This window comes from Mesorhizobium sp. A556 (assembly GCF_054489545.1).
The window spans coordinates 724098-751078 of the sequence record NZ_JBTMXA010000002.1; the positions used below are offsets into that span (position 1 = coordinate 724098).

Annotated in this window: 28 protein-coding genes and 1 tRNA gene; 22 read left to right on the top strand and 7 right to left on the bottom strand. The window is 61.7% G+C overall.

Annotated features, from left to right (window positions below; all coding sequences use genetic code 11):
• Nucleotides 1–20: 20 nt before the first annotated feature.
• On the top strand, nt 21–1079 hold the full coding sequence (locus ACX3P0_RS08145; protein WP_459087803.1) for a polysaccharide deacetylase family protein: 1059 nt from the start codon (nt 21–23) through the stop codon (nt 1077–1079).
• Here the strand turns inward: ACX3P0_RS08145 and ACX3P0_RS08150 are convergent.
• Nucleotides 1076–1291, bottom strand: a complete 216-nt coding sequence (locus ACX3P0_RS08150) for a DUF2842 domain-containing protein (RefSeq protein WP_459087804.1) — start codon at nt 1289–1291, stop codon at nt 1076–1078. The genes ACX3P0_RS08145 and ACX3P0_RS08150 overlap by 4 nt on opposite strands.
• 257 nt (nt 1292–1548) lie before the next feature.
• On the opposite strand from ACX3P0_RS08150, the gene ACX3P0_RS08155 reads away from it, so the two are divergent.
• Complete coding sequence (locus ACX3P0_RS08155; protein ID WP_459087805.1) at nt 1549–2640, top strand: COX15/CtaA family protein; 1092 nt, start codon at nt 1549–1551, stop codon at nt 2638–2640.
• Here the strand turns inward: ACX3P0_RS08155 and ACX3P0_RS08160 are convergent.
• Genes ACX3P0_RS08160 through speB form a run of 3 tightly spaced genes read right to left on the bottom strand, consistent with a single transcriptional unit; the run spans nt 2630 to nt 5438 of the window.
• A complete protein-coding gene (locus ACX3P0_RS08160) occupies nt 2630–3472 on the bottom strand; it encodes an aminoglycoside phosphotransferase family protein (RefSeq protein ID WP_459087874.1) in 843 nt (280 codons plus the stop codon). The two genes, ACX3P0_RS08155 and ACX3P0_RS08160, sit on opposite strands and share 11 nt — an antisense overlap.
• Nucleotides 3469–4401: an N-acetyl-gamma-glutamyl-phosphate reductase gene (argC, locus tag ACX3P0_RS08165; protein WP_459087806.1), complete on the bottom strand. Its 933-nt coding sequence runs from the start codon at nt 4399–4401 to the stop codon at nt 3469–3471. Before argC ends, ACX3P0_RS08160 begins: the two co-directional genes overlap by 4 nt.
• A 38-nt stretch (nt 4402–4439) precedes the next feature.
• Complete coding sequence (gene speB, locus ACX3P0_RS08170) at nt 4440–5438, bottom strand: agmatinase (RefSeq protein ID WP_459087807.1); 999 nt, start codon at nt 5436–5438, stop codon at nt 4440–4442.
• A 118-nt stretch (nt 5439–5556) separates the two neighbouring features.
• Between speB and ACX3P0_RS08175 the strand changes: the two genes are divergently transcribed.
• The 4 genes from ACX3P0_RS08175 to ACX3P0_RS08190 all read left to right on the top strand — a co-directional run bounded on the left by ACX3P0_RS08175 (nt 5557) and on the right by ACX3P0_RS08190 (nt 9213).
• The gene (locus ACX3P0_RS08175) at nt 5557–6765 is read left to right on the top strand and encodes an acyltransferase family protein (protein WP_459087808.1); all 1209 of its coding nucleotides are present in this window, start codon (nt 5557–5559) and stop codon (nt 6763–6765) included.
• A 17-nt stretch (nt 6766–6782) separates the two neighbouring features.
• A complete protein-coding gene (locus ACX3P0_RS08180) occupies nt 6783–8081 on the top strand; it encodes a DUF445 domain-containing protein (RefSeq protein ID WP_459087809.1) in 1299 nt (432 codons plus the stop codon).
• A 67-nt stretch (nt 8082–8148) separates the two neighbouring features.
• Complete coding sequence (locus ACX3P0_RS08185; protein WP_459087810.1) at nt 8149–8580, top strand: phasin family protein; 432 nt, start codon at nt 8149–8151, stop codon at nt 8578–8580.
• 102 nt (nt 8581–8682) lie between these two features.
• Complete coding sequence (locus ACX3P0_RS08190; protein WP_459087811.1) at nt 8683–9213, top strand: MaoC family dehydratase; 531 nt, start codon at nt 8683–8685, stop codon at nt 9211–9213.
• A gap of 23 nt (nt 9214–9236) precedes the next feature.
• On the opposite strand, the gene ACX3P0_RS08195 is transcribed toward ACX3P0_RS08190, so the two are convergent.
• Nucleotides 9237–9866, bottom strand: coding sequence for a MarC family protein (locus tag ACX3P0_RS08195; RefSeq protein WP_459087812.1), 630 nt, complete (start codon nt 9864–9866; stop codon nt 9237–9239).
• Nucleotides 9867–10109: 243 nt separating this feature from the next.
• On the opposite strand from ACX3P0_RS08195, the gene gyrA reads away from it, so the two are divergent.
• A complete protein-coding gene (gene gyrA / locus ACX3P0_RS08200) occupies nt 10110–12917 on the top strand; it encodes a DNA gyrase subunit A (RefSeq protein ID WP_459087813.1) in 2808 nt (935 codons plus the stop codon).
• Nucleotides 12918–12974: 57 nt separating this feature from the next.
• Here the strand turns inward: gyrA and ACX3P0_RS08205 are convergent, their stop codons facing one another.
• Nucleotides 12975–13118, bottom strand: coding sequence for a hypothetical protein (locus tag ACX3P0_RS08205; RefSeq protein WP_459087814.1), 144 nt, complete (start codon nt 13116–13118; stop codon nt 12975–12977).
• 169 nt (nt 13119–13287) lie between these two features.
• Between ACX3P0_RS08205 and coaD the strand changes: the two genes are divergently transcribed.
• From coaD to glpK, 14 genes are all read left to right on the top strand, one after another.
• Nucleotides 13288–13788: a pantetheine-phosphate adenylyltransferase gene (coaD, locus tag ACX3P0_RS08210; RefSeq protein ID WP_459087815.1), complete on the top strand. Its 501-nt coding sequence runs from the start codon at nt 13288–13290 to the stop codon at nt 13786–13788.
• Nucleotides 13789–13804: 16 nt separating this feature from the next.
• Nucleotides 13805–14392: a peptidylprolyl isomerase gene (locus ACX3P0_RS08215; protein WP_459087816.1), complete on the top strand. Its 588-nt coding sequence runs from the start codon at nt 13805–13807 to the stop codon at nt 14390–14392.
• A gap of 39 nt (nt 14393–14431) precedes the next feature.
• Nucleotides 14432–14947 (top strand): peptidylprolyl isomerase, encoded by a 516-nt coding sequence (locus tag ACX3P0_RS08220; RefSeq protein ID WP_459078626.1) that lies wholly within the window; start codon nt 14432–14434, stop codon nt 14945–14947.
• A gap of 6 nt (nt 14948–14953) precedes the next feature.
• A complete protein-coding gene (locus tag ACX3P0_RS08225; protein WP_459087817.1) occupies nt 14954–15406 on the top strand; it encodes a DMT family transporter in 453 nt (150 codons plus the stop codon).
• Entirely contained in the window at nt 15406–16482 is a 1077-nt protein-coding gene (queA, locus tag ACX3P0_RS08230) for a tRNA preQ1(34) S-adenosylmethionine ribosyltransferase-isomerase QueA (RefSeq protein ID WP_459087818.1), read from the top strand. The genes ACX3P0_RS08225 and queA overlap by 1 nt, the downstream gene beginning before the upstream one ends.
• Nucleotides 16479–17609, top strand: coding sequence for a tRNA guanosine(34) transglycosylase Tgt (gene tgt, locus ACX3P0_RS08235; RefSeq protein WP_459087819.1), 1131 nt, complete (start codon nt 16479–16481; stop codon nt 17607–17609). The genes queA and tgt overlap by 4 nt, the downstream gene beginning before the upstream one ends.
• Nucleotides 17610–17694: 85 nt before the next feature.
• Nucleotides 17695–17931, top strand: coding sequence for an Lrp/AsnC ligand binding domain-containing protein (locus tag ACX3P0_RS08240; RefSeq protein WP_459087820.1), 237 nt, complete (start codon nt 17695–17697; stop codon nt 17929–17931).
• Between the two features lie 83 nt (nt 17932–18014).
• Nucleotides 18015–19427, top strand: a complete 1413-nt coding sequence (locus ACX3P0_RS08245; RefSeq protein ID WP_459087821.1) for a circularly permuted type 2 ATP-grasp protein — start codon at nt 18015–18017, stop codon at nt 19425–19427.
• Nucleotides 19428–19448: 21 nt separating this feature from the next.
• Nucleotides 19449–20390 carry an alpha-E domain-containing protein gene (locus tag ACX3P0_RS08250; RefSeq protein ID WP_459087822.1) on the top strand — a complete coding sequence of 314 codons (942 nt, stop codon included), beginning with the start codon at nt 19449–19451 and terminating at the stop codon, nt 20388–20390.
• 61 nt (nt 20391–20451) lie between these two features.
• The gene (locus tag ACX3P0_RS08255; protein WP_459087823.1) at nt 20452–21246 is read left to right on the top strand and encodes a transglutaminase family protein; all 795 of its coding nucleotides are present in this window, start codon (nt 20452–20454) and stop codon (nt 21244–21246) included.
• A gap of 29 nt (nt 21247–21275) precedes the next feature.
• On the top strand, nt 21276–22007 hold the full coding sequence (locus tag ACX3P0_RS08260) for a peptidase (protein WP_459087824.1): 732 nt from the start codon (nt 21276–21278) through the stop codon (nt 22005–22007).
• 100 nt (nt 22008–22107) lie between these two features.
• Entirely contained in the window at nt 22108–22875 is a 768-nt protein-coding gene (locus ACX3P0_RS08265; protein ID WP_459087825.1) for a DeoR/GlpR family DNA-binding transcription regulator, read from the top strand.
• 122 nt (nt 22876–22997) lie between these two features.
• Nucleotides 22998–24497: a glycerol-3-phosphate dehydrogenase gene (gene glpD / locus ACX3P0_RS08270; RefSeq protein WP_459087826.1), complete on the top strand. Its 1500-nt coding sequence runs from the start codon at nt 22998–23000 to the stop codon at nt 24495–24497.
• A gap of 38 nt (nt 24498–24535) precedes the next feature.
• Nucleotides 24536–26029 (top strand): glycerol kinase GlpK, encoded by a 1494-nt coding sequence (gene glpK / locus ACX3P0_RS08275; protein WP_459087827.1) that lies wholly within the window; start codon nt 24536–24538, stop codon nt 26027–26029.
• Between the two features lie 57 nt (nt 26030–26086).
• On the opposite strand, the gene ACX3P0_RS08280 is transcribed toward glpK, so the two are convergent.
• Nucleotides 26087–26524, bottom strand: coding sequence for a BA14K family protein (locus ACX3P0_RS08280; RefSeq protein WP_459087828.1), 438 nt, complete (start codon nt 26522–26524; stop codon nt 26087–26089).
• Nucleotides 26525–26893: 369 nt separating this feature from the next.
• Here ACX3P0_RS08280 and ACX3P0_RS08285 point away from each other — a divergent pair.
• Nucleotides 26894–26968 (top strand) — tRNA-Lys (locus ACX3P0_RS08285).
• The last annotated feature ends 13 nt before the right edge of the window (nt 26969–26981 follow it).

A 26981-nucleotide genomic window follows, 5' to 3' on the forward strand; every position in this document is an offset into this window, starting at 1 on the left:
TAGGTGCAAAAGGTGAACGAATGATCGACGGGGGCGAAGCGATCCGGAAACTGGCCCTGAATGTGGCCAGGTATTCCGGCCTTGCTCCGCTGGCGAAACCCTTCATCGGCGGCATCGGCGCCATTTTGATGCTTCACCGCGTTACCGCTTCCCCGGAAAAGCCGAACGGCATCAACCGCCACCTCAACATCGCCCCCGATTTTCTGGACGCCGTGATCGCCGATATGAAGACGGCCGGCTACACGTTCGTCACGATGGACGAGGCGATCGAGCGCATCCGTGCTGGAGGCGGGCAAGGGCAGTTCGCGACGATTACCGCCGACGACGGCTACCGCGACAACATCACCGAAGCTTTGCCTGTGCTGGAAAAGCACAATGTGCCGATAACCATCTACATCGCGCCGGGCCTGATCGACGGCGTCACCAATTTGTGGTGGGACGTGCTTGAAGACATCGTCGATGCGGGCCGGGCCCTGTCCATTCAAACGAAGGCCGGGCCGTTCACGCTGGATTGTTCGACGCCCGCCTCACGGTTCGAGGCCAACAAACGCCTGCACGATCATTTCGCTACGCAAGTGCCTGAAGAAGATCAGAACGCGTTGCTGCGCGAACTGGCGAGCGCCAGCGGCGTCGATGCGGATGCGCTGCGTCGCGCTACGTTGATGAACTGGGATGAGATCCGTGCCGCCGCGGCGCATCCGCTGGTGACGATCGGCGCCCATACGACGAACCATCACAACCTGAAGCGGCTGTCCGAGCCATGCGCGCGCCGCGAGATCGAGGACGTGCGGCGCATCCTGAAAATGCAGTTGGGGCAAACGCCGCGCCATCTCGCCTATCCATACGGCTACGCCAGCGCAGTCGGTGGCCGCGAAGTGGGCATGGCCAATGCTGCTGGCTACGCATCGGCGGTCACGACGCGGCATGGCGTGCTGCGCGCACAACACGCCAATTTCCTGCACGCGCTGCCGCGCATCTCCGTCAACGGGCGCTACCAGAGCATTGCCCATATCCGCACCATGCTATCCGGCGTAACGACGCCGCTCGCCAATGCGGGCAGAATGGTGGTGACGGTTTAGGTCTTGCGGCGAGGTTCCAGGATCAGCCATTTGATGATGCCCATGGCGGGCAGGATCCACAAAAGGCCGCTGAACAGGAAGAACAGAAAATGCACCCACGGGCCGGACTCCGCGAGTTGGGCCACGGCGACGATGGTGGCGACCAGCGCATAGACGATGACCAGCGCTACCAGCAGCACGGTTCCGATCAGCTTTTTCAGGCGAATGGGCATGTCAGGCCTCTTTAGATCGCCGTGCGACCTTTCGGACGCACAAAGGACGATCTAACTCTTTGGGTGAGCATCGGAATAACCCGAAAACCGGATTCCACTTTTCGGGCCGATGCTTTAAAGCGTATCGCATAAGGCTTGCCGCCCGGCCGCGCAACCCGCGAAAGCCGGCGCGACGGCGTGCCGCGCCGGCTGGGCTTGTCAGCGCCGGCGCGATGGTCCACCACTCCCGCGATTTCGATCTGTCCGGGAAAAAGCCCATGGCTGCCTTCGCCGTTGCCGCGCCTGTCGTGAACAGGGAGCGCGTTTTGCGCAACCGCGCCGCCGTGCGCTGGTGGCTCTATGCCGTGCTGGCGGTTCTATTCGCGCTGGTGATCGTCGGCGGGGCCACGCGCATGACCAATTCCGGCCTGTCGATCACCGAATGGAAGCCCATCCATGGCGTCATCCCGCCGCTCAACGATGCCGAGTGGCAGGAGGAATTTCAGAAATACCAGCAAATCCCCCAATACGCCGAACTGAACCAGGACATGACGGTGGAAGCGTTCAAGACCATCTTCTGGTGGGAGTGGGCGCACCGTCTGCTGGCGCGGGGCGTCGGCTTCGTCTTCGCCCTGCCGCTGGTGTTTTTTTGGGCAACCGGCCGGATCGAGCGGCGGCTGACGCCGAAGCTTGTCGGCATCCTGGCGCTCGGTGGCCTGCAAGGCGCGATCGGCTGGTGGATGGTCACTTCGGGTCTGGTTGATCGGGTCTCCGTCAGCCAGTACCGGTTGGCGACGCACCTGACCATCGCGGCGCTGATCTTCACCGCCACGATGCTCGTCGCGCGCGGTCTCGCGCCGCATTCCCGGCCCTCCGCCTCGCGTCCGACCCAACGGCTGGCAGGCATCATAGTGCTTCTGGTTCTGATCCAGCTTTATCTCGGCGGGCTGGTCGCCGGCCTCCATGCCGGCCTCAGCTACAATACCTGGCCGTTGATGGACGGGCGGCTGATCCCCGGCGACCTGTTCATCATGGAGCCGGCCTGGCGCAATCTGTTCGAAAGCCCGAAAACCGTGCAGTTCATCCACCGGGTTGGCGCTTATGTCGTCTTTCTCGTAGCGCTTTGGCACATGATCGCCACGCTGCGCCGTGAACAGGGCACCACCCATGCCCGCCGCGCCGCCGTTTTGTTCCTGCTTGTAACGATGCAGGCCGTGCTTGGCATCGGCACGCTTGTCATGCACGTACCGTTGGACATGGCGTTGACGCATCAGGCCTTCGCGCTGGTGGTGCTGGGCTTCGCTGCCGCACATTGGCGCGGTACGAAGGGCGCCTATCCGCTGCCGGGCGAAGCCGCGCTCAGAAACTGAGGCGAACGCTGCGGACTGCCGCCGCAACAGCCAGTTCGCGGCTCTCGTCGGTGGCGTTGCCGTCCTCGCCGTGCCACGCCGCCGACAGGCAGCCATAGGCGAAGGCGTGGTCGAGCACGCGGCGCGGGTCTTGCTCCAATGTGGCTGAAAAGGTTTGCGCGAGCCGGGCGATCCGTTCCGGGTCGAGGCAAAGCGCGTCGCGGTCGAGCGGATTGTAGAAGAAATTGGCGGCGTCGAAGCCGGGATCGCCCAGCACGCCCTTGGGATCGATGGCCAGCCAGCCGCGCTGGCCATGCACGATATTGTCGTGATGCAAATCGCCATGCAGCGGGCGCACGTCCCGCGCGTCGTCCAGCAGCGCGTCGGCAACCGTTGCGCCTTGCATGTAAAGCAGACTTTGTGCCGGGGCGCTTGCCGTTCCAGCACGGCTGAATAGGCCGGCAAAGCGTTCCCGAAGCGGCTGGAGTTGCGGCGGGGCAGGGCGGTCCGATGGGCGATGCAGCCTTGCCAGCACGTCGGCTGCTATCTCGGTTGCGGCCTCGTCCCCTTCAATATCGAGAACCGATGTGAGCAACCGGTCGCCGCCATATTCGAGCAGCATCTGGCGGCGGTCGCGTCCATAGAGGCGCACGGCCCCTTCGCCCCCGCGCCATTTGAGGAAATGCGCGCCGCGCAATTCGTCTTCGGCATCGTCGAACGGCTTGAGCGCCTTGACTACGGCAAGGCTGCCATCGGCGCGGGTAACTTTCCAGATGCGGCTGGCGAAGGTGTCGGCAATCAGCACCGCGCCGCCGATCTTCCAGCGGCGCGGAAAGGCCGGCGGCTTCATCAGGGATGGAGGCCGAGCATCAGGTTCATGTTCTGCACCGCAGCGCCGGACGCACCCTTGCCGAGATTGTCATAGACGGCGACGAGCAGCGCCTGGGCCCGATCGTCATTGGCGAAGACGTAGAGCTTCATGCGGTTGGTGCCGTTCAAATGCTCCGGTTCCAGTTCGGGCAGGCGTTCCACCTGTGCAAAGGGCGCGACCTCGACCACGCTGCCTTCGATCCCGGCAAAATGATCGGCGATGGCCTCGTGCAGTTGAGCACCAGTTGGCACATAGTCCAGATTGCCGAGTTGCAGCGGCACGACGGTCAGCATGCCTTGCGCGAAATTGCCGACCGCCGGCTGCATGATCGGATCGTGCGTCAGCTTGGCGTACGTTTTCAGTTCCGGCACATGCTTGTGGTGCAGGCTGAGGCCATAGGGCAGGAACTCGGGCGCGTTTTCGCCCTGGGCGACATAATCCTCGATCATCGGGCGGCCACCGCCGGAATAGCCGGTGACGCCGTTGACCGTGACCGGATAGTCAGGAGGCAACAGGCCGGCCGCAATCAGCGGGCGTAGCGTGGCGATCGGCCCCTGCGGCCAGCAGCCGGGATTGGCGACGCGCTTGGCCGCGGCGATGCGCTGCGGCTGATCCTTGTCCATCTCGGCAAAGCCGTATTGCCAGCCGTCCGCCACGCGATGCGCGGTCGAGGCATCGATCACGCGGGTGGTGTCATTGGCTATCAGCGAGACGCTTTCTTTCGCCGCGTCGTCGGGCAGGCACAGGATGGCGACATCGGATGCGTTGAGGTATTCGGCCCGCGCGGCAGTTTCCTTGCGCCGCTCCGTCGGGATCGAGATGATCTCCACATCCTTGCGGTCGGCGAGCAGCGCACTGATCTGAAGGCCGGTCGTGCCGTGTTCGCCGTCGATGAAGATTTTCGGTTTCATGGTATCGTGCGTCCGTTAAAATGCCTGATAATTCAAGACTATATGCCGCTTCCCGGATTCGACGACGTAACGCCGTTGTCGGTCTCCGTCAGCCTGGCCTTTCGTTCCGCCAGCAGGCCCAGATACTGCATGGCAATGGTCGAGCCGGCGATCGCCGTAATATCGGCATGATCGTAGGCGGGTGCAACCTCGACGATGTCGGCGCCGACAATGTCGATCTGGTTCAACTGGCGAAGCGTCGACAGCATCTTTGCCGAAGACGGCCCGCCTGCCACCGGCGTGCCGGTGCCGGGCGCATAGGCCGGATCGAGGCAGTCGATGTCGAAGGTCACATAGGTCTTCCTGCCGCCGGTGCGCTCGACGATGGCATAGGCGATGTCGGCGGCCCGCATCTCCTCGATCTCATGGCCGTACAGAATCTTGATGCCAAAAGTTTCCGGCGCGTGCGTGCGGATGCCGATCTGGATCGAGCGGTCCGGGTCGATGACGCCTTCCTTGACGGCGCGCCCGACGAAGGAGCCGTGATCGATGCGCTTGCCGTCGTCGGGCCAGGTATCCTGATGCGCGTCGAACTGCACCATGGCCAGCGGCCCGTGAATGGCCGCGTGCGCCTTGAGCAGCGGCCAGGTGATGAAATGATCGCCGCCAAGCGTCAGCAGGAACGCGCCGGACTTGAGGATTTTTGCGGCTTCGCGCTCGATGGTGCCGGGCGTCTTCTGGTGGTTACCGCTGTCCAGCAGGCAATCGCCATAGTCGACCACGGCAAGCTGTTCGAAGATGTCGCGCGCGAACGGGTATTGCGGGTCGTTGTCGAGGATGGCGGCGGCGCGGCGGATGGCCTGCGGCCCGAACCGCGCGCCGGACCGGTTGGTCACGGCGGCGTCGAAGGGAATGCCCCAGACGACGGCGTCGGCGCCTTTCACGTCCTTGGTGTATTTGCGCCGCATGAAGGACAATGCGCCGGCATAGGTAGGCTCCAGTGAGGCGCCGGTCTTGCTCCGGGCGGTAAAAGCGTGGTCGATACTGTTGTTCGCCATCGTGATTCCTCATGGTGGTTGTCGGGTGCACCACTATAGAACCGGCAGGAAACTTGCCAGTCACAGCTCTGCGAAACCGCTGGCCGCGCGCTGCGACGATAAGAAGAGGCGGTTCGGAATGACGCAGGCAGCTTTTGTCGGCCGCATCGGCGGCGCGGTCCATGCCGCGCCGGCCGTCGGCGAACGCTTCACCGTGCTGGACACCTTTCGCGGCCTGTGTGCGCTTCTGGTGGCGCTGTTTCACTTTCCGACCAGTTCGGCGATTTCACAAAACGCCTTCGTCGGCGCCTCCTACCTGTTTGTCGACTTCTTCTTCGTCCTCTCCGGCTTCGTCATCGCCAGCAGCTATGCGAACCGTCTCTCGCGCCCGGACGAGGTCGCTCGCTTTGGCCTTGTCCGCTTCGGCCGGCTTTATCCGCTGCATCTGTTCATGCTGATGGCGTTTGCCGCTTTCGAGGCGCTTCGGCTGGTCCTGCCGCAGGTGAACGGTGGCGGCGACGCGCCGTTTACTGGCGCTTTCGACTTTCAAAGCCTTCTTGCCAATCTGTTCCTGCTGCAAGGCATGGGCGTCGAGGACCAACTGACCTGGAACGGGCCAAGCTGGAGCATTTCGGCGGAGTTCTTCGCCTATCTGCTGTTTGCCGGCATCGTGCTTGCGGCCGGCCGCCGTGCCTGGATCGGGCTTGCCGCCGCAGTCGTCGTCGCGCCTGCTGTCCTGCTGGCATTCTCGGAGCATCACATGGACGTGTCCTACGATCTCGGCTTCGTGCGTTGTTTCTACGGGTTTTCATTGGGCGCGCTGCTGTCGCTGTTTCAGCATGACGCCATCACGGCGGCTCGCCGCTCGCTGTCCGGCCGCGCAAACCGCACGATCTGGACACTGGCGGAACTCGCCATGATGGCCGTCATCGTGTTGTTCGTTACGCTGGCTGGAGACAATAATCTCGGGATCGCCGCGCCTTTCGTCTTCGTGGCAGCGCTGTATCTGTTTGCGCATGAAGGAGGCGCCATCAGCGCGTTGCTGCGCAACCGCGCCATGCTGATGCTCGGAACGCTCTCCTATTCGATCTACATGATCCATCTTTTCGTTCAGGGGCGGATGATAAACGCCGGCGGAATCCTGGAGAAAATCCTGCATGTCGATCTCGTCAGCGATCTCTTGCTGCGCGGCGAACCTGCCATCGGTTTTGGCCCGCAATCCCCGTGGATCGGCCTTGCCGCCGCGCTGTCGATGCTTTGCCTGGTCGTTGCCGCCTCCTGGTTCACCTGGCGCTTCGTCGAAATGCCGGCGCTTGGCTGGTTCCGCCGCCTGGCGAAACGAATATGAAACAGTCGGAACGCAGCATGCCAGCACCACAACGCGACGGAAACGATGGTCTTGCGCAAGCCGGCGTCGATACGGCGGTCAAGCTGGCGGCGCTGCGCCGCACCAAATTCGTCGCCGCCGCGGCCCTTGTGCTGTGCGCTGCGGTATTCGCCGTGGCCAAGTCGTTCCAGGGCCGCTATCCGCTGCTTGGGTTCGTGGCGGCGTTTGCCGAGGCCGCGATCATCGGCGGGCTGGCCGACTGGTATGCGGTGGTGGCGCTGTTTCGGCGGCCGCTCGGCCTGCCCATCCCGCATACCGCGATCATCCCGGCAAACCAGGAACGGATCGCCGATAATCTCGGCCGCTTCATCGAGGTGAATTTTCTGGCGCCGGGGCCGGTGCGCGAAAAACTCAACGAGGTCGATTTCGCCGCGCTGGTCGCCGACTGGCTGTCCGATGCCGGGCGGGCAGACGGCCTGTCGCGCTTCGTTGCCCGCCTCGTGCCGCAGACGCTGGACGCGATCGAGCAGTCGGGCCTGCGCGGCTTTTTTACCAGCCGCCTGATGGAGCAGGTCGAAAAGGTGCAGCTTGCGCCGCTTGCCGCCGAATTGCTGTCGGCCTTCACCGACGACCGCCGCCATCAAAGACTGTTCGACGAATTCATCAGGGTGATCGGCCGGTTCCTGAGCGACGAAAAGGCGCTCGCGGCGATGCGCGAAAAAATACACGCCGAATTGCCGTCGCTGTTCAATCTGTTTCGTGCCGACGCCTATCTGCTGAAGAAGATCGTGGCGTCCGCCGGTTCCTTGCTGGAGGAGGTGAGGGCGGACCCCGATCATCCGATGCGCGAAGAGTTCGACCGCTTTGTCGTGACCTTCATCGAGCGGCTGAAGACGTCGAAACCCTATGCGCGGCGCGCCGAAAAGCTGAAACACGACTTCCTGGCCCGCCCGGAACTGCGCGAAATGGCGCTTACTCTATGGGCAAGCATGCGCCAGTTCATCGAGCAGGACGCGCAGGCTGAAAATTCCACCATCAGGGCGCATCTGGCCGGCATGTTCGTGGAAGTCGGAAAACACCTGACCGACGACGCGCAGATACGAACGGACATGAACAAGGGTTTTGTCGTGGCGCTGTCGTCCTTCGTCGAAAGCCAGAAAAGCGGCGTCTCCACCTTCATTGCCGATCAGGTCAAGCGCTGGGATCTGGGGCAACTGACGCGGCTCATCGAAATCAACATCGGCCGGGACCTACAATATATCCGCTTCAACGGCATGATCATCGGTGGCCTGGCCGGGCTGGTGCTCTATTCGGCGCAACTGCTCCTTGCCGATTGACGATGCGGACGGCTTGTCTATTCTCAATGGTGTAGTGTCGGCTTTGCGGAATCGGGAGAAGACAGTCATGGCCAAGCAATCGGAAACCCCTTCCTTCATGGATATGTTCACGAAGTTCGGCCACGATCTGAAGCTTCCCGATGTGGACATAGAATCCATTCTTGACCATCACCGCAGGAACCTCGAGGCGCTGGAGCAGTCGGCCAAGGCGACGGCGGCTGGCGCCAGTTCGCTGATGAACCGGCAGCGCGAGATGCTTCAGGAAACCTTGCGCGAGGCGACGGAAATGGCCCGCAGCTACCGCGCACCCGGCGATGCGCAGAAGCTGATCGCGCAGCAGACGGAATTCGCCAAGAAGGCCTTCGAAAGCGCGGTCAGCAACGCCAGCGAGGTGGCCGAACTGGTCAAGAAGTCCGGGACCGAATCCATCGACATCCTGCGCAATCGCATCAAGGAAGCGATGGCGGAGGTTCGTTCCGGCTACGAGAAAGGCAAATAGGCCATTTAACCCCGATAGATTGGAACCGAACCACGTCGAAATGGATTTGTCCCAGGTCTTGGGATGGGATGCCCCGCGGCGCAACGAGGCAAAACGCAGTAGATGACGAAAACGCCACCGACCTATGAGCAACTCAGGACCATGCAAGGGCAGGAACTGGGCGTGTCCGACTGGATAATTGTCGACCAGGCGCGTATCGACCAGTTCGCGGAATGCACGGGCGACCGCCAGTGGATTCATATCGACCCCGAGCGGGCCAAGCGCCAGAGCCCATTCCGCACGACGATCGCGCATGGCTACCTGACCCTGTCGGTCATCGGCTGTCTCAGCCAGGAAATGGGCGTGATTCCCGAAAACACCCAGGCCGCGTTCAATTACGGGCTGGACAGGGTGCGCTTCATCTCGCCCGTCAAGGTCGGTTCGCGGATAAGGCTGCGTGCGACCCTTCTTTCCATGGAGGATAAGGGGCCGGGCCAGTATCTCATGAAGGTTGCCAACACCATCGAGATCGACGGCGAGGAAAAGCCCGCCTTGATGGCCGAGACGCTCGCCATGTTCTACGAGCGTCGCAAGAAGAAGGCGGCTGCCGCATCGCCGTGCCCCGAAATGGCAAAGGAAGCCCGGAGGCTTTAGCCGACCATTAGCGCCTCGAGGCTCTAGCCGATCATCAGCGCCTTGATGCCGTCGGCGACGAACTGCACCGCCAGGGCCGCCAGGATGACGCCGAGAAGCCGTGTCAGGATGGACCGGCCCGTCTGGCCGAGGAAACGGTCGATGCGCTCCGACAGCACGAACACCAGAAAGGTGATGGCGAGGCAGACGAAGATGATGCCGACCAGAGCCGCCTGCGCGGCAACCCCCTGAAACGTGCCGGACAAAAGCACAGTGGCCGAAATCGCGCCGGGGCCGGCGATCAGCGGGATCGCCAGCGGAAAGGCGGCGATGTTGTGGATGTGGTCGCGGGTGATGGCGACCGCGCCGATCTTCTCCTTGCGGTCCTGACGGCGCTCGAACACCATTTCGAACGCGATGAAAAACAAGAGGAACCCGCCCGCGACGCGGAAGGCGGGAAGCGTGATGCCGAATACCGAGAGGATAGACGCGCCGGCAACGGCAAACAGCGCCATCACCACGAAGCCGATGATCGAGGCGCGGATCGAGACCTGCCGGCGTTGTTCGCGGTTCATGCCGTGCGTCACGGCTAGGAAAAGCGGGGCCAGGCCGGGTGGATCGATGGTCACCAATATGGTGACGAAGGCATTGAAAAGGCTGTCGAAATTTGGCATGTGCCATTCCCCTCGGCGTCAGGCTAGCGCGATCGGCCAAGCCGCGCCAGCCCCGGTTTCGTGGTGTTTTCCCCGCCCGGTCCGGTAGCGTTGCCGGGCATGCTGTCGCAGTTCGACAAAATTCCCGATATCCATTTGAATTTTCTGGAAAATTCAACGCTGGAAAACTTGCCGTTTCATTGGAGAAATCGTTGGCCTTCCTATATAAACACTCAGTGATTCCCAAATTTCGTGTGATCTGATTTGACCGACCAAAAACCACCTCGCGGCGCCGAAGGCGGCCCGACAGGCATTGAGCCGATCTCCATCATCGAGGAGATGCAGCGCTCTTATCTCGACTACGCCATGAGCGTCATCGTCAGCCGTGCGCTGCCGGACGTGCGCGATGGCCTGAAACCGGTACACCGGCGCATCCTCTATGCGGCGCATGAGAGCGGCTACCACTGGAACCGCAAATATGTGAAGTCGGCGCGCCCCGTCGCCGACGTGATGGGTAAATACCACCCGCACGGCGACGCCTCGATCTACGACGCCTTGGTGCGCATGGCGCAAGACTGGTCGCTGCGGGTGCCGCTCGTCGACGGACAGGGCAATTACGGCTCCATCGACGGCGATCCGCCGGCGGCGATGCGCTACACGGAAGCGCGGCTCACCAAGGTGGCGCACGAACTGCTCGAGGATATCGACAAGGATACGGTCGATTTTCAGGACACCTACGACGCTTCCGGCAGCGAGCCGCGCGTCCTGCCGGCGCGCTTCCCCAATTTGCTCGTCAACGGTTCGGGCGGCATCGCCGTTGGCATGGCGACCAACATTCCGCCGCACAACCTTATGGAAGTCTGCAACGGCGCCATTGCGCTGATCGACAATCCGGCGATGGATTTGCCGGACCTGATGGAAATCATTCCCGGACCGGATTTCCCCACGGGCGCCATCGTGCTTGGCCGCTCAGGCATCTACAGCGCCTACGCCACCGGTCGCGGCTCCATCGTCATGCGCGGCCGCGCCAGCGTCGAGCCGCGCGGCAACGACCGCGAATCCATCGTCATCACCGAGGTTCCCTACCAGGTGAACAAGGCGACGATGATCGAAAAGATGGCCGAACTAGTGCGCGACAAGCGCATCGAAGGCATTTCCGATATTCGCGACGAGAGCGACCGGCAGGGCTACCGCGTCGTCATCGAGTTGAAGAAGGACGCCAACGCCGAGGTCATCCTCAACCAGCTTTACCGTTTCACGCCGCTGCAAACCTCGTTTGGCGCTAACATGGTCGCGCTGAACGGCGGCAAGCCGGAGGTGATGAACCTCACCGACATGCTGAAGGCCTTTGTCAGCTTCCGCGAGGAAGTGATCAGCCGGCGCACGAAATTCCTGCTGAAGAAGGTGCGCGACCGCGCGCATATCTTGGTCGGTCTGGCGATCGCCGTCGCTAATATCGACGAGGTGATCAAGCTTATCCGCTCCGCCCCCGATCCGGCGACGGCGCGCGAGCAGTTGATGGAGCGGCGCTGGCCGGCCGGTGACGTCGAATCGCTGATCCTGCTAATTGAAGATCCGCGCCACCGCATCAACGACGACAAAACCTACAATCTCTCCGAGGAACAGGCGCGCGCCATCCTCGAACTGCGCCTGCAACGCCTGACCGCGCTTGGACGCGACGAGATCGCCGATGAGTTGAACACGATCGGTGCAGAGATACTCGACTATCTCGACATCTTGTCGTCACGCCTGCGCATCCAGCAGATCGTCAAGGACGAACTTGCCGCCGTGCGCGACGAGTTTGGCACGCCGCGCCGCACCGAGCTTACCGACGGCGGCTCGGATATGGATGACGAAGACCTGATCCCGCGTGAGGACATGGTCGTGACCGTCAGCCACACCGGCTACATCAAGCGGGTGCCGCTGTCGCTTTACCGGGCGCAGCGCCGTGGTGGCAAGGGCCGCTCCGGCATGTCGACCAGGGACGAGGATTTCGTCACGCGCCTGTTCGTCGCCAACACGCATACGCCGGTGCTGTTCTTCTCGTCGCGCGGCATCGTCTATAAGGAAAAGGTGTGGCGTCTGCCCATCGGCAACCCGCAGTCGCGCGGCAAGGCGCTGATCAACATGCTGCCGCTCGAGCAGAACGAGCGCATCACCACCATCATGCCGTTGCCCGAGGATGAGACGAGTTGGGGCGAACTCGACGTCATGTTCGCAACCACGCGCGGCACGGTGCGGCGCAACAAGCTTTCGGATTTCGTTCAGGTCAACCGCAACGGCAAGATCGCCATGAAACTGGAGGAAGAGGGCGACGAGATTCTCGGCGTCGAAACCTGCACCGACAATGACGACGTGCTTTTGACGGCGAATTCGGGCCAGTGCATCCGCTTCCGGGTAGACGATGTGCGCGTGTTCCAGAGCCGCAATTCGGTCGGCGTGCGTGGCATCGCCATGGCCAATGGCGACCGGGTCATCTCCATGGCGGTGATCGAGCATGTCGATGCCGCGCCGGCGGAGCGGGCAGCCTATCTCAAGCGAGCCGCAGTCGAGCGTCGCCTGCTTTCGGGGACTGGCGACGAAGAAGAGATCGCGCTGACCAATGAGGAGGTCAGCGAGGAGGCCGAGCTTTTAGACGACCGCTACGAACATCTGAAGCAGCATGAGCAGTTCGTGCTGACGGTGACCGAGTTCGGCTATGGCAAGCGTTCGTCGTCCTACGATTTCCGGCTGACCAATCGCGGCGGCAAGGGCATTCGCGCCACCGACGTCTCCAAGGTCGACGAGATCGGCAAGCTGGTGGCGGCATTCCCGGTCGGCAATGACGACCAGATCATGCTGGTTTCGGACGGCGGCACGGTCATCCGCGTGCCGGTCGCGGGCATTCGCTTTGCCAGCCGCGCGACCAAGGGCGTGACCATCTTCCATACGGCCGAAGGCGAAAAGGTCGTGTCCGTGGAGCGGATTTCAGAACCGCAGACCGACGATGAAGGGGAAGAGCCCGGCAGCGTCGGAAATGGGGACGCAACCCCCGTTGTCGAAACCGATTCTCCGGATGAAAGCCAAGGCTGAGGATTAAACCTGCACGCGCCGGCGAAAAGCCGGCGGTGCTTTGCAGAAGAACAGGCGTCAGAAGCGGGCGTTGAGGTCGAAACCGCTGGAGCGCTTGGCCTTGGTTCTGACGCGCACGCGCTCGGCCTCCTGATGCAGGCCGAAAAGAGTGGCAATCAGCATGGCGACGGTCATTGCGATAGCGAGCATGTAGATCATCATGGTTTTAATCTCCTGCTTCATTAACGTTCAGGTAGGAATTTGGTTTCATCCCGGTAAGGGTCACGATAGTGAACGCTCTGTGAAGAACGCGTGATCGACCCGTTCATCGGGCGTTCATCCACCGTCGTCCGATTGCCTTTGACCGGCTGTCTCGCTAGAAGCACCTGCCATGACAGAACGCATTGTCCTTTATGCCGGCTCCTTTGACCCGCTGACCAACGGCCATCTCGATGTGCTGAAGGCGTCGCTTGCGGTTGCCGATACCGTTTATGCCGCCATCGGCGTTCATCCCGGCAAGAAGCCGCTGTTCTCGTTCGAGGAGCGGGTAGCCCTCATCGAGCAGGCCACGCGTGAAGAGTTCGGCGGCGACGGCGCGCGCATCAAGGTCGTCGCCTTTGACGGGCTGGTGATCGATGCAGCGAAAAAGCATGGCGCGTCGATCATGATCCGCGGCCTGCGCGATGGCACCGATCTCGACTACGAGATGCAGATGGCCGGCATGAACGAAACCATGGCGCCCGACCTGCAAACCGTCTTTTTGCCGGCAAGTCCTTCAGTACGCACGATTACCGCCACATTGGTCCGCCAGATTGCCTCAATGGGCGGCGACATCCGCCCCTTCGTGCCCGCAGCAGTCGTCGGCGCGCTCACTTCCAAATTCGCGAAATAGCCCCGGAGTTTTCCCAATGCAGCTTAAAAAGCTCGCCGCGTATTTTCTCGTTATCGCCGGATTGCTGGCCGGCTCCGCGACGGCTTTTGCCGCCGAGCCTGAGAACACCATGGTAATCACCCTCAAGGATGGCGATGTGACCATCGCGCTGCGGCCGGATCTCGCGCCCAAGCATGTCGCGCAGATCAAGAAGCTGGTTCGCGACGGCGCCTATGACAATGTCGCTTTCCACCGCGTCATCGACGGCTTCATGGCCCAGACGGGCGACGTGCGCTACGGCGACATGAAGGACGGGTATAATGCCGAAGCCGTCGGCACCGGCGGTTCGGACCTGCCCGACCTGCCGGCGGAATTCTCCACCAGCGAACATTTCGTGCGCGGCGTGGTCGGCATGGCGCGGTCGCAGGACCCGAATTCGGCCAATTCGCAGTTCTTCATCATGTTCGCGCCCGCATCCTCGCTCGATGGGCAATACACCATCGTCGGCACCGTCGAGAGCGGCATGGAACTGGTGGACAAGATCAAGAAGGGCGACCAGGCGCAGAACGGCGTTGTCGCCGACCCCGACAGCATGCTCAAAGTGCGCATTGCCGCCGACAAATAAACAGAACCACATTATTGTTTCCAAAAGGATATTTCTGACATGGCTGAGATCAAGGACCGCGAGAACGCGCTCATCATGGAGACGAGCAAGGGCAAGGTCGTCATCGAACTGTTTCCCGACCTGGCGCCCGGCCATGTCGGCCGCATCAAGGAACTGGCGCGCGAAGGCGCGTATGACGGCGTGGTGTTCCACCGCGTCATCGACGGTTTCATGGCCCAGACCGGCGACGTGAAATTCGGCAAGACCGGCAGCAAGGATTTCGCGCCGGCGCGCGCCGGCATGGGCGGTTCCGAGAAGCCGGACCTCAAGGCCGAGTTCTCCAACGTCAATCACGCCCGCGGCACCTGCTCCATGGCCCGCTCGCAGAACCCGAATTCGGCCAATTCGCAGTTCTTCATCTGCTTTGGCGACGCCGCCTTCCTCAACCGCCAGTATACGGTCTGGGGCCAGGTCATCGAAGGCATGGAAAATGTCGACAAGATCAAGCGCGGCGAGCCGGTGCAGGATCCCGACACGATCGTCTCGGTGAAGGTCGCCGCCGACGTCGCCGCGTAAACCCACATGATCTGGGGCGTGCTCTGGGGTGCGTTCGGCGTGGTGGCCGGGTCCTTCCTGGCCATCCAGGCGCCGATCAACGCTGCGCTCAGCCGAGGGCTGGGCATGCCGCTTGCGGCAGCGGCGGCATCCTTCCTGGCAGGCACAGTGGCGCTGTTCATTGTGACGGCCGTGGTATCCCAGGCGCAAGGCGTATCGCTTGCCTGGCGCGCGCCACCGCTCTGGATGTTCGTGGCCGGCGGCTGCCTGGGCGCCGCCTTCGTCACCGCCATCATCATCCTGATACCCAGGCTTGGGGCCGCATCCACGATGGGCTTCGTGGTTGCCGGCCAATTGTGCGCTGGCATTCTGGTCGACCGGATCGGCTTTCTGGGCCTGGCGGTGCGCGAGATTTCTGTCGGTCGCATCGCCGGCGCGGTGCTGTTGCTCGCGGGCGCCGTGCTCATACGGATTTACTGATGCGCGTCGACCTTTTCGATTTCGATCTGCCGGAGGCGTCCATCGCGCTACGCCCGGCGGCCCCGCGCGACAGCGCCCGATTGCTGGCGGTCAGGCCGGGCGAGGGGCTCGAGGACCGGCTTGTCAGCGATCTTCCTTCCATGCTGAAGGAGGGCGACGTCATGGTGTTCAACGACACCAAGGTCATCCCGGCCCAATTGAAGGGCATGCGCCGGCGCGGCGAGGCGGTGGCGCAGGTCGAGGCGACGCTGCATATGCGCACCGGCCCGGATCGCTGGCTGGCCTTCATGCGGCCCGGAAAGCGCGTCGCCGAGGGCGACCGCATCCATTTCGGCCATGACGGAAATTCCTGCTTTCTCGGGCAGTTGGACGCAACGGTGATTGAAAAAGGCGAGGGCGGCGAGGCGCTGCTCGGCTTCGATGTTTCCGGGCCGTTCCTGGACGAGGCGCTGCATAGCGTGGGCCACATTCCCTTGCCGCCCTACATCGCCTCCAAACGCGACGACGACGAGCGCGATGTTCGCGACTATCAGACTATCTACGCCCATGAAGAGGGTGCGGTCGCTGCCCCCACCGCTGGCCTGCATTTCACGCCGGAACTGTTTGCTGCCCTCGACGCAAAGGGCGTTGAGCGCCATTTCGTGACGTTGCACGTCGGCGCCGGCACCTTCTTGCCGGTAAAGGCGGACGATACCGCCGACCACAAGATGCATTCCGAAATCGGCTCTGTTCCGCCGGCGGTTGCCGAGGCGCTGAACGCGGCCAGAGCGCGCGGTGGTCGGATCATTGCTGTCGGCACCACGTCGCTTCGGCTGCTGGAAAGTGCTGCCGGCAAAGACGGCAAGCTCGCCGCATGGTCCGGGCCGACCGACATTTTCATCACGCCGGGCTATCGCTTCAAAATGGTGGACATGCTGATGACCAATTTCCATCTGCCGCGCTCGACGCTGTTCATGCTGGTTTCGGCGTTTTCCGGGCTTGAAACCATGCGTGCCGCCTATGCGCATGCCATTGAAACCGGCTATCGCTTCTATTCCTACGGCGACGCCAGCCTGCTGTTCAGGCAAGAAAAATGACCACAGAATTCTCCTTCAAACTCCTGGCCACTGACGGCAAGGCGCGGCGTGGCGAAATTTCGATGCCGCGCGGACAAATCCGCACCCCGGCCTTCATGCCGGTCGGCACCGGCGGCACCGTGAAAACCATGTATATGGACCAGGTGCGCGATCTGGGCGCCGATGTCATCCTGGGCAATACTTATCATCTGATGCTTAGGCCCGGCGCCGAGCGTGTCGCAGGACTCGGCGGATTGCACGAATTCGCCCGCTGGCCGCACCCGATTTTGACGGATAGCGGCGGGTTTCAGGTCATGTCGCTGTCGAAATTGCGCAAGCTGACCGAAAAGGGCGTTACCTTCCGCTCGCATATCGACGGCGCGGCCTATGAAATGACACCGGAACGCTCCATTGAGATTCAGGGTCTGCTCGATTCCGATATCCAGATGCAGTTGGACGAATGCACCGCGCTTCCGGCCGAGCACAAGGAAATCGAGCGCGCCATGGAATTGTCGGTGCGCTGGGCCGAGCGCTGCAAGACGGCCTTTGGCGACCAGCCCGGCAAGGCGATGTTCGGCATCGTGCAGGGCGGCGATATTGCCGATTTGCGCGTGCGCTCCGCGCAGGCGCTCGCCGCCATGGAACTGAAGGGCTATGCGGTCGGCGGGCTGGCGGTCGGCGAACCGCAGGCGGTGATGCTCGACATGCTCGAAATTACCTGTCCCGAACTCCCTTCGAACAAGCCGCGCTATCTGATGGGCGTCGGCACGCCCGACGATATCTTGAAATCGGTGGCGCGCGGCATCGATATGTTCGATTGCGTCATGCCCACCCGCGCCGGCCGCCACGGCCTCGCCTACACGCGGCGCGGCAAGGTCAATCTGCGCAACGCCCGCCATGCCGACGATCCGCGCCCGCTGGACGAGGAAAGCGATTGCCCGGCCGCCCGCGATTATTCCCGCGCTTACCTGCACCATCTGGTGCGTTCGCAGGAGGCGCTGGGGGCGATGCTCCTGACCTGGAACAATCTTTCCTATTACCAGAAGCACATGCAGGACATCCGTGCCGCCATCGAGACACAAACTTTCGAGGCGAGGGCGGCGGAAATCTCCGAAGGCTGGGCAAGGGGCGATATCCCGCTGCGCTGAGCCTGATGAAGCGCGCGATGCTTGAAAGGCCGGCTGCAGTCTGCGACAAGAGCAGGCATCAGCGTACAATAGACAGGACCGTGCCATGAAGGCGTTTTTCGTGCAGATAAAATGCGATCTGGGCAACGCCTATGACGTGGCGAGCGCGCTTGCGGATGCCGAGATCGCCTCTGAAATCTACTCGACGGCCGGCCAGTACGACCTGCTGGCCAAATTCTATGTCGATGACGCGGAAGACATCGGCCATTTCGTCAATCAGAAGGTGCAGGTCATCCCCGGCATCAAGGACACTTTCACGACGGTGACTTTTCGCGCCTTTTGAGCGCCGTTCCGCTGCGTAATCCCTAAATCGCTTGCTTTTCTTGCTTTCCGCATTTGAAATGGCGGCGGCAGGAGAGCGGGCGATTGACAGCTTTCGACGAGATGCTTCCGGAAACATCGGGACTGAGAAGTCCTTATTTCGTGTACGATCGCTGGTTGAAGGAACAGGAGCCGGAAAGGCTCACCCAGAAAATGCAGGACGCCGAGCGCGTCTTCCGCAAGACGGGCATCACCTTTGCCGTCTATGGCGAGCAGGAGGCGGCCGAGCGGCTGATCCCGTTCGACATCGTGCCCCGCATCATTGCCGGCAACGAATGGCGCAGGCTGACCCAGGGCATCGAGCAGCGCGTGCAGGCGCTCAACGCCTTTCTCGACGACATCTACCATCGCCAGGAAATTTTGCGCGCGGGCCGCATTCCCAGGGAACTGATCGCCAATAATGAGGCTTTTCTGCCGGAAATGATCGGCGTGCGGCCGCCGGCCGGCGTCTACACCCACATTATCGGCGTCGATATCGTGCGCATCAGCGAGAACGAGTTCTACGTGCTGGAAGACAATGCCCGCACGCCTTCCGGTGTTTCCTACATGCTGGAAAACCGCGAAACCATGATGCAATTGTTCCCGGAGCTGTTCCAGAAAATCAAGGTTCGCCCGGTCGAGAACTATCCGCAGCTTCTGCGCCAGTCGCTGGCGGCGGTGCGGCCTGAAGGCGTAGAGGGCGTCCCCACTATCGCGGTGCTGACGCCGGGCAGTTTCAATTCCGCCTATTTCGAGCACGCCTTCCTAGCCGACCAGATGGGCGTGCAACTGGTCGAAGGGCAGGATTTGCGCGTCGTGGACGGTCATGTCGCCATGCGCACCACGCAAGGCTACAAGCAGATCGACGTGCTTTATCGGCGCGTCGACGACAATTATCTCGATCCGCTGACTTTTAGGCCGGACTCCACGCTTGGCGTGCCGGGCATCATGGACGTCTACCGCGCCGGCAACATCACCATCGCCAACGCGCCCGGAACCGGCATCGCCGACGACAAGGCGATCTATTCCTACATGCCGGAGATCGTGGAATTCTATACCGGCCGCAAGGCGATCCTCGGCAACATCCCGACCTGGCGCTGTTCGGAGCCGGACAGCCTGAAATACGTGCTCGAGCATATCGATGAACTGGTCATCAAGGAGGTTCACGGTTCAGGCGGCTACGGCATGCTGATCGGGCCTGCGGCGACGAAGCAGGAATGCGAGGATTTTTCGAAGAAACTCGCCGCAAAACCCTCCAACTACATCGCTCAGCCGACGCTGGCGCTGTCCACCTGCCCGATCCTGACGGAAAAAGGCCTCGCGCCGCGCCATGTCGACCTGCGCCCCTATGTACTGGTGTCCGACCGCATCCAGATCGTGCCGGGAGGCCTGACACGCGTAGCGCTCAAACCGGGCTCGCTGGTGGTCAACTCCTCGCAAGGCGGCGGGACGAAGGACACGTGGGTGCTGGATGATTGAACCTCAATCCTGGGGCTGCTGATGTTGCTCGGTCGTACCGCCAACGGGCTTTACTGGATGAACCGCTATATTGAGCGGGCGGAGAACATGGCGCGGCTGGTCGATGCCGGGCTGCGCATGGCGCTGACCAGAACGCAGGAGGCATCCGAGGAGTGGGCCTCGGTGCTGTTGAGCGCCGGCGCCGACTACGCCTATTCGCAGAAATATGCCGATTATACGTCCGCCAACGTCGCCGACTTCCTGCTGCGCGACGTGTCGAATTCGTCGAGCGCCATGGTGTCCATCGAGACGGCGCGCAACAACGCCCGCATGGTGCGCACCGCGTTGACCCGCGAGACGTGGGAGGCCATCAACGAAGCGTGGATGTCGCTGAAGCGGATGCTGGCCACGCCCATCGACGAGCGCGACCTGCCGGCCGTTCTCGACGCCATCAAGCGCGAGACGGCGCTGATCCGCGGTGCGTTCTACGGCACCATGCTGCGCAACGAGATTTTCGACTTCTCGCAGCTTGGCACCTATGTCGAGCGCGCCGACAACACCGCCCGCATCCTCGACGTGAAATATTATGTCTTGTTGCCGTCGATTTCCTGGGTCGGTTCGAGCCTGGACAATTCCCAGTGGGAATCGATCCTGCGCTCCGTGTCGGCGCATCGTTCCTATCGCTGGAACTACGACGCCGCCTACAAGCCGGCCAACATTGCCGACTATCTCATCTTGAACGCGCGCATGCCGCGCTCGCTGACCTTCTGCTATCGCTTCATCGCGGAACATCTGAAATTTCTCGGCGACGATTACAGCGAGCGCCACACCTGCCATGCCACGGCGGAAACGACGCACGCGATGCTGAAGGGCGGCTCGATCAAGAGCATATTCGACACCGGCCTGCATGAATTCCTGACCGACTTTATCCAGTGCAATACGCGGCTCGGCGACGAGATCGGGCAAGATTACCGGTTCTACTGAGCATGATCCCGAAAAGTGGGAAGCGGTTTTCGGATGAGATCATGCGTCTAGGGAAAGTTGGATGAAACTAAAGATCACCCATCGCACCGAATATCGCTACGACGCGCCTGTGCAGTATGCGTTGCAGCGGTTGCGCCTGCTTCCGCAGAGCGGGCAGACGCAGACGGTTCTGGCGTGGTCGCTGGCCATCGATGGCGCGCGCGAGGAGGTGCGGTTCGCCGACCAGTTCGGCAATGACACGCGCCTGCTGAGCGTCGATGGCGAAAGGAATTTCATAACGGTCGAAGCTTCCGGCGACGTGGTCACGCACGACACCGCAGGCGTTGTCGGCCAGCATCAAGGCTTTGCGCCACTGTGGCTCTTCAAGAGCCAGACGCCGTTGACGACAGCCGGCGACGGTATCCGCGCGATGGCTGCTTCGCTGGGCGAGGGCACGGAGATAGAACGCTTGCACCAACTGATGGCGATAATCGGCGAGCGGGTCGCCTATACGCCGGGCAGCACCACCGTGGCGACCCCGGCCGAGGATGCTTTGGCGCTGGCAACGGGCGTCTGCCAGGATCATACCCATATTTTCTGCGCGGCCGCGCGCGTTCTGGGTTTTCCCGCCCGCTATATCAGCGGCTATCTGATGATGAACGATACGGTCGAGCAGGCGGCCAGCCATGCCTGGGCGGAAGCGCATGTTTCGGGGCTGGGCTGGGTCGCCTTCGATGTCGCCAACAGCATCTCGCCGGACGAACGCTATGTCCGGGTGGCGACTGGGCGCGACTACCGCGATGCCATGCCCGTCTCGGGAATTCGGGTAGGGCAGGCGCAAGAAGAGCTTGCGGTCACCGTCACCGTAGAGCAGTAATCCCGAAAAATTCGCTGTTAGAGGACTGCATGACCTATTGCGTTGGCCTGAAGCTGGATCGCGGGCTCGTATTCATGTCGGATACGCGCACCAATGCGGGCATGGATTCCATTTCGACGTTCCGCAAGATGCATGTCTGGGAGGAGCCGGGCGAGCGCGTGATCGTTTTGATGTCGGCCGGCAATCTGGCGTCGACCCAGGCCGTCGTCAGCCTGCTGGACGAGCGCAGCAAGGCGGTGTCTGACCGGCAGGCAACGGTGCTGGCGACGCCTTCCATGTACCAGACGGCGCGCATGGTCGGCGATACGATCAAGGAAGTAATCGCCAGTTCCTCGCCGGAGGGCGAGAGCGCCGATTCTTCCTTCAATGCGTCGTTCATCCTGGGCGGGCAGATCAGGGGCAGCGAACCGCGGCTGTTCATGATTTACCCGGAAGGCAATTTCATCGAAGCCAGTGACGACACGCCGTTCTTCCAGATCGGTGAGACCAAATACGGCAAGCCGATCATCATCCGGGCGTATGAAAGAGCGATGAGTTTTGCCGAGGCGGTAAAGCTGTTGCTCGTCTCGTTCGATTCGACGCTGAAATCGAACCTTTCCGTGGGCCTGCCGCTCGATCTTCTGTTCTATGAGAAGGAAAGCTTCAAGGCAGGCTTCAGGAAACGGATAGGCCAGGACGATCCGTACTACCGCACCATTTCGGAAGGTTGGTCGAACGCGCTGAAGGAGGCGTTCCAAAAACTTCCGGATTTTCCAGAATAGGACCGGTTAGCCGCAAGCGCTCCACCGATGAATGCCGCGAAAGCCTTTTCCATTTTCGTTTTTGGTTATAAATAAAGAAAACGAAACTGGAAATCGACCGATGTTTCTTTCGCCGCGCCATTCCGAAATCGTCCAGCTGGCCAAGGATAATGGGCGCGTGCTGGTCGACGATTTGGCGACGCATTTCAACGTCACGCCGCAGACCATCCGCAAGGATCTGAACGATCTGTGCGACCAGCGGCTTTTGTCCCGCATCCATGGCGGGGCGCTGTTTCCGTCCGGCATCGAGAACATGGAATATGAGGCGCGCCGCAAGATCGCCGCCGACGAAAAGGACGCCATCGGCCGCGCGGCGGCAAGGCTTATTCCCGACAATGCCTCGCTGTTCGTCAATATCGGCACCACGACGGAAGCCGTCAGCAAGGCGTTGCTCGATCATCAGGGATTGATGGTCATCACCAATAATATCAACGTTGCCAACAGGATGCGTGTCTATCCTTCGATCGAAGTGGTGATCGCCGGCGGCGTGGTGCGCGGCTCCGACGGCGGCGTCGTCGGCGAGGCGGCGGTGGATTTCATCAAGCAGTTCAAGGTCGATTATGCGGTGATCGGTGCGTCCGCGATCGACCATGACGGGGCGCTGCTCGACTTCGATTTTCGCGAGGTGAAGGTGGCCCAGGCGATTATCGCCAATGCGCGGCATGTCATCCTGGTTTCGGACCAGACCAAGTTCGAGCGCACCGCGCCGGTTCGCATCGGGCATCTGTCGCAGGTCGATACGTTCATAACGGATCGCTGCGACATCGCTTCGATCCGCCGTATATGCGCGGAATCCGAAGTGGACCTGATCGAAGCTGCGCTCGAATGAGCGGCGTTTTCAGGCAGTTGTCGCTCCGATATTTCGTTTGACACGCGTTATAATTTCGAAATAATCAAAACGTATTTCGAAATCAGCGATTGCGCTGCAATCCGAAAATATCGGAGGGGTCCGTGGACGCATCGCAGGTCCATGACATTTTTGTCATAGGGGGCGGCATCAATGGCTGCGGCATCGCCCGCGACGCTGCCGGGCGCGGCTTTTCCGTTTTCCTGGCCGAAATGAACGATCTGGCCAGCGGCACGTCTTCTGGCTCGACCAAGCTCATTCATGGCGGCCTGCGCTATCTGGAATTCTATGAGTTCCGGCTCGTTCGCGAGGCTCTTATGGAGCGCGAGGTGTTGTGGCGCAACGCCCCGCACATCATCTGGCCGATGCGCTTCGTGCTGCCCTACGCCAAGGGCCTGCGCCCCGCCTGGATGCTGCGGCTTGGCCTGTTTCTCTACGATCATATCGGCGGGCGCAAGCTGTTGCCGGCGACGAAAACGCTGGACATGCACACCGATCCGGCGGGCAAGCCGCTGAAACCGCTCTTTCAAAAGGCGTTCGAATATTCCGACGGCTGGGTCAACGACGCCCGGCTGGTTGCGCTGAACGCCCGCGACGCGGCCGACCGTGGTGCTGTCGTCCGAACCCGCACGAAGGTCATTTCCGCGCGGCGCGAGGGGGAACTGTGGTCGATCACGCTTGAAGATGCGCGCACGAAGAAGACCGAAGAGGTCAAGGCGCGCCTGCTGGTCAATTGCGCCGGGCCGTGGGTGGATCATGTGCTGTCCACCGTGGTCGGCCAGAAGGACGCGCACAATGTCCGCCTCGTTCAGGGCAGCCACATTGTAGTGCGCAAGAAATTCGACGATCCGCGCGCCTATTTCTTCCAGAACAAGGATGGCCGCATCATTTTCGCGATCCCCTACGAGGAAGAATTCACGTTGATCGGCACCACCGACCGCGATTTCACCGGCGACCCGCATGTCGTGAACATCAGCGATACCGAGATCGATTATCTGTGCGCTGCAGCAAGCGAGTATTTTGCCGAGCCGGTGCTGCGCACGGATATCGTCTGGACCTATTCGGCGGTCCGGCCGCTCTATGACGATCATGCCTCGAAAGCGCAGGAGGCCACCCGCGACTACGTGCTGAAGGGCGAGGGCGGCGACGGTCAGGCACCGATTCTCGACGCTTTCGGCGGCAAGATCACCACCTATCGCCGGTTGGCGGAATCGATGCTTGAAAAGATCGAGGGTTTCCTTGGCAAGCGCGGCAAGCCGTGGACCGCCAGCGCGCCGCTGCCGGGCGGTGATTTTCTGGCAACCGGGTTTGAGGCGGAAGTCGCGAAAGTGGAGAAGGCCTATCCCTTCCTCGATGCGCGGTATGCCCGCCGGCTGACGCGGCTTTACGGCACGCGCGTACGGGCGTTGCTGGGGGAGGCCAAATCGCTTGCCGATCTGGGCCGCGATTTCGGCGCGCAACTGTACGAGGCCGAAATACGCTATCTTGCGCAAAACGAGTGGGCGCAGACAGCCGAGGACGTGCTGTGGCGGCGTACCAAGCGCGGGCTGCATTTCAACGCTGCGCAGACGGCCGCGCTCGACGAATTCATGCAGGGGCTTTGACCCGGTTGATGCGCGACCATTGATTTCAGGGAGGGGGAATGACCGGTTTTATCCTGGCGATAGATCAGGGGACGACATCAAGCCGCGCAATCCTGTTCGACGGAAAGATGAAGATCGCGGGCGTTGGGCAAAAAGAATTCGCGCAACATTATCCCGCCTCCGGCTGGGTCGAGCATGACCCGGAGGAAATCTGGGCGAGCGTCCTCTGGTCGGTCAAGGCGGCGCTGAAGAACGCCGGGCGCGACGCGTCCGGGATCGCTGCAATCGGCATTACCAACCAGCGTGAAACGGTCGTCATCTGGGACAAGGCGACCGGCAAGCCGATTCATCCGGCCATCGTCTGGCAGGACCGGCGCACGGCACCTCTGTGCCAGAAACTGAAGAAGCAGGGGCTGGAGAAGAAATTCACGAAGAAGACCGGGCTTTTGCTCGATCCGTATTTTTCCGGCACAAAAATCGCCTGGATGCTGGACAAGGTGAAGGGCGCAAGAAAGCGCGCCGAGCGCGGCGAATTGTTGGCCGGCACCATCGACAGTTTCCTGATCTGGCGGCTGACCGGTGGAAAAGTGCATGCTACGGATGCCACCAACGCCTCGCGCACGCTGGTTTACAACATCGATAAGAATGCGTGGGACGACGAACTGCTCGACATCCTGAACATCCCGGCGATCCTGCTGCCGCAGGTGAAGGATTGCGCCGATGATTATGGAGTAACGGACAAAAATCTGTTTGGAGCCGAGATAAAAATCCTCGGCGTCGCCGGCGACCAGCATGCCGCGACCATCGGCCAAGCCTGTTTCCAGCCGGGGATGATGAAATCCACCTACGGCACCGGCTGTTTCGCGCTGCTCAATACGGGCACGGATATTGTGCGGTCCAGAAACCGGCTTTTGACCACCATCGCCTATCGGCTGAACGGCCGCACCACTTACGCGCTGGAGGGTTCCATCTTTATCGCTGGGGCCGCCGTTCAGTGGCTGCGCGATGGCTTGAAGATCATCGCCAAGGCGGAAGAGACGGGAAAGCTGGCGGCGGCAGCCGATCCGACCCAGGAGGTCTATCTGGTGCCGGCCTTTGTCGGGTTGGGCGCGCCGCATTGGGATGCGGAAGCGCGCGGCGCGATTTTCGGTCTGACCCGGAATTCCGGCCCGGCGGAATTCGCCCGCGCCGCACTCGAATCGGTTGCTTACCAGACGCGGGACCTGCTCGACGCCATGCGCAAGGACTGGAAGGCCGCTTCAACCGAGACGGTGCTGCGGGTCGATGGCGGCATGGTAGCGTCCGACTGGACGATGCAGCGGCTGGCCGACATTCTGGATGCGCCGGTTGACCGGCCGACGATTCTCGAAACGACAGCCCTGGGCGCGGCCTGGCTGGCAGGGTCGCGGGCGGGAGTCTGGCCGCAAGCGGACGAATTTGCCAAAGCCTGGGCGCTCGACCGCCGCTTCGAACCGGCAATGGCGGAAAAGCAGCGCGCCGCCAAGCTCAAGGGCTGGCGCGACGCCGTTCGCCGGACGCTGAGCGCCGGTTGACACGAAAAAGGCCCGCGCCGGTAACAGCGCGGGCCTTTTCCAGTCGATCAACTCTACTCAGTATGGCGAGCGGCACTGTTGGCGCGGGCCGTTATAGGGCTGGAACGTGTTGTCCGAAGCCCGATAGGATCTATACCGGTCATAGCAATATTGGACATGCGAATTGCCGCTATACGCCGGTGGCCTGTCATTAGCGATCGCGCCGGAAATGATCGCGCCCGTGGCGAATGCCGCCAGAGGGAACCATAGATTGCCGTGACGGCGATAGCCTCGGCGATAATGATCGTGGCCGCGATGTCCGCGCCAGTAGCGACGGCTATCGTGACGAGAATGACGCTGCCAATTCCGTCGCTTCCACTGCACTGTTTGCACGTTAGGCGTCGTCATTTGCTGTTGTGGAACATACACGGACGCCGCTTGGGCGGGGATCATTCCCGCACCCGCAAACGATACGCTCAACACGCCGGCCATTATGCCCGATGTAATCTTGTTCATGACTTTCTCCTCAAAAATTGGTTCCTTTGGTGCAAACAACGATTGGGCAACCCATTCGTTCCGAGAAAGCCCCATATTGTCAAACCGTATTGCGCGCGGTTCCGTTGGCAGCCGTAACGCAGCGCAATGTTGGCAGGTTGCCACCGCAGGGATCCGCCGCAAAAGCGAGGTCTGATGCCTTGCTTTTTTCGGTTGACCGGCCCGTGCAGTCTCCCTATGTTCCGCGCACTTTCCGGGGTGCCTTGGTGCTCGCGAAAAGACGCAATCCTGTCGGGTGCATCGAATACGTGCTACCGGCTTGCGGAAGGTATATTGCACGCTGCAGGTCAGGCCGCTCGCCGGCATTGCAGGACGGCGATCGATCAAGGCGGGCGGGTAGCTCAGTGGTAGAGCATTCGACTTTTAATCGAATGGTCGTGGGTTCGATACCCACCCCGCCCACCACTGACAAATCAAG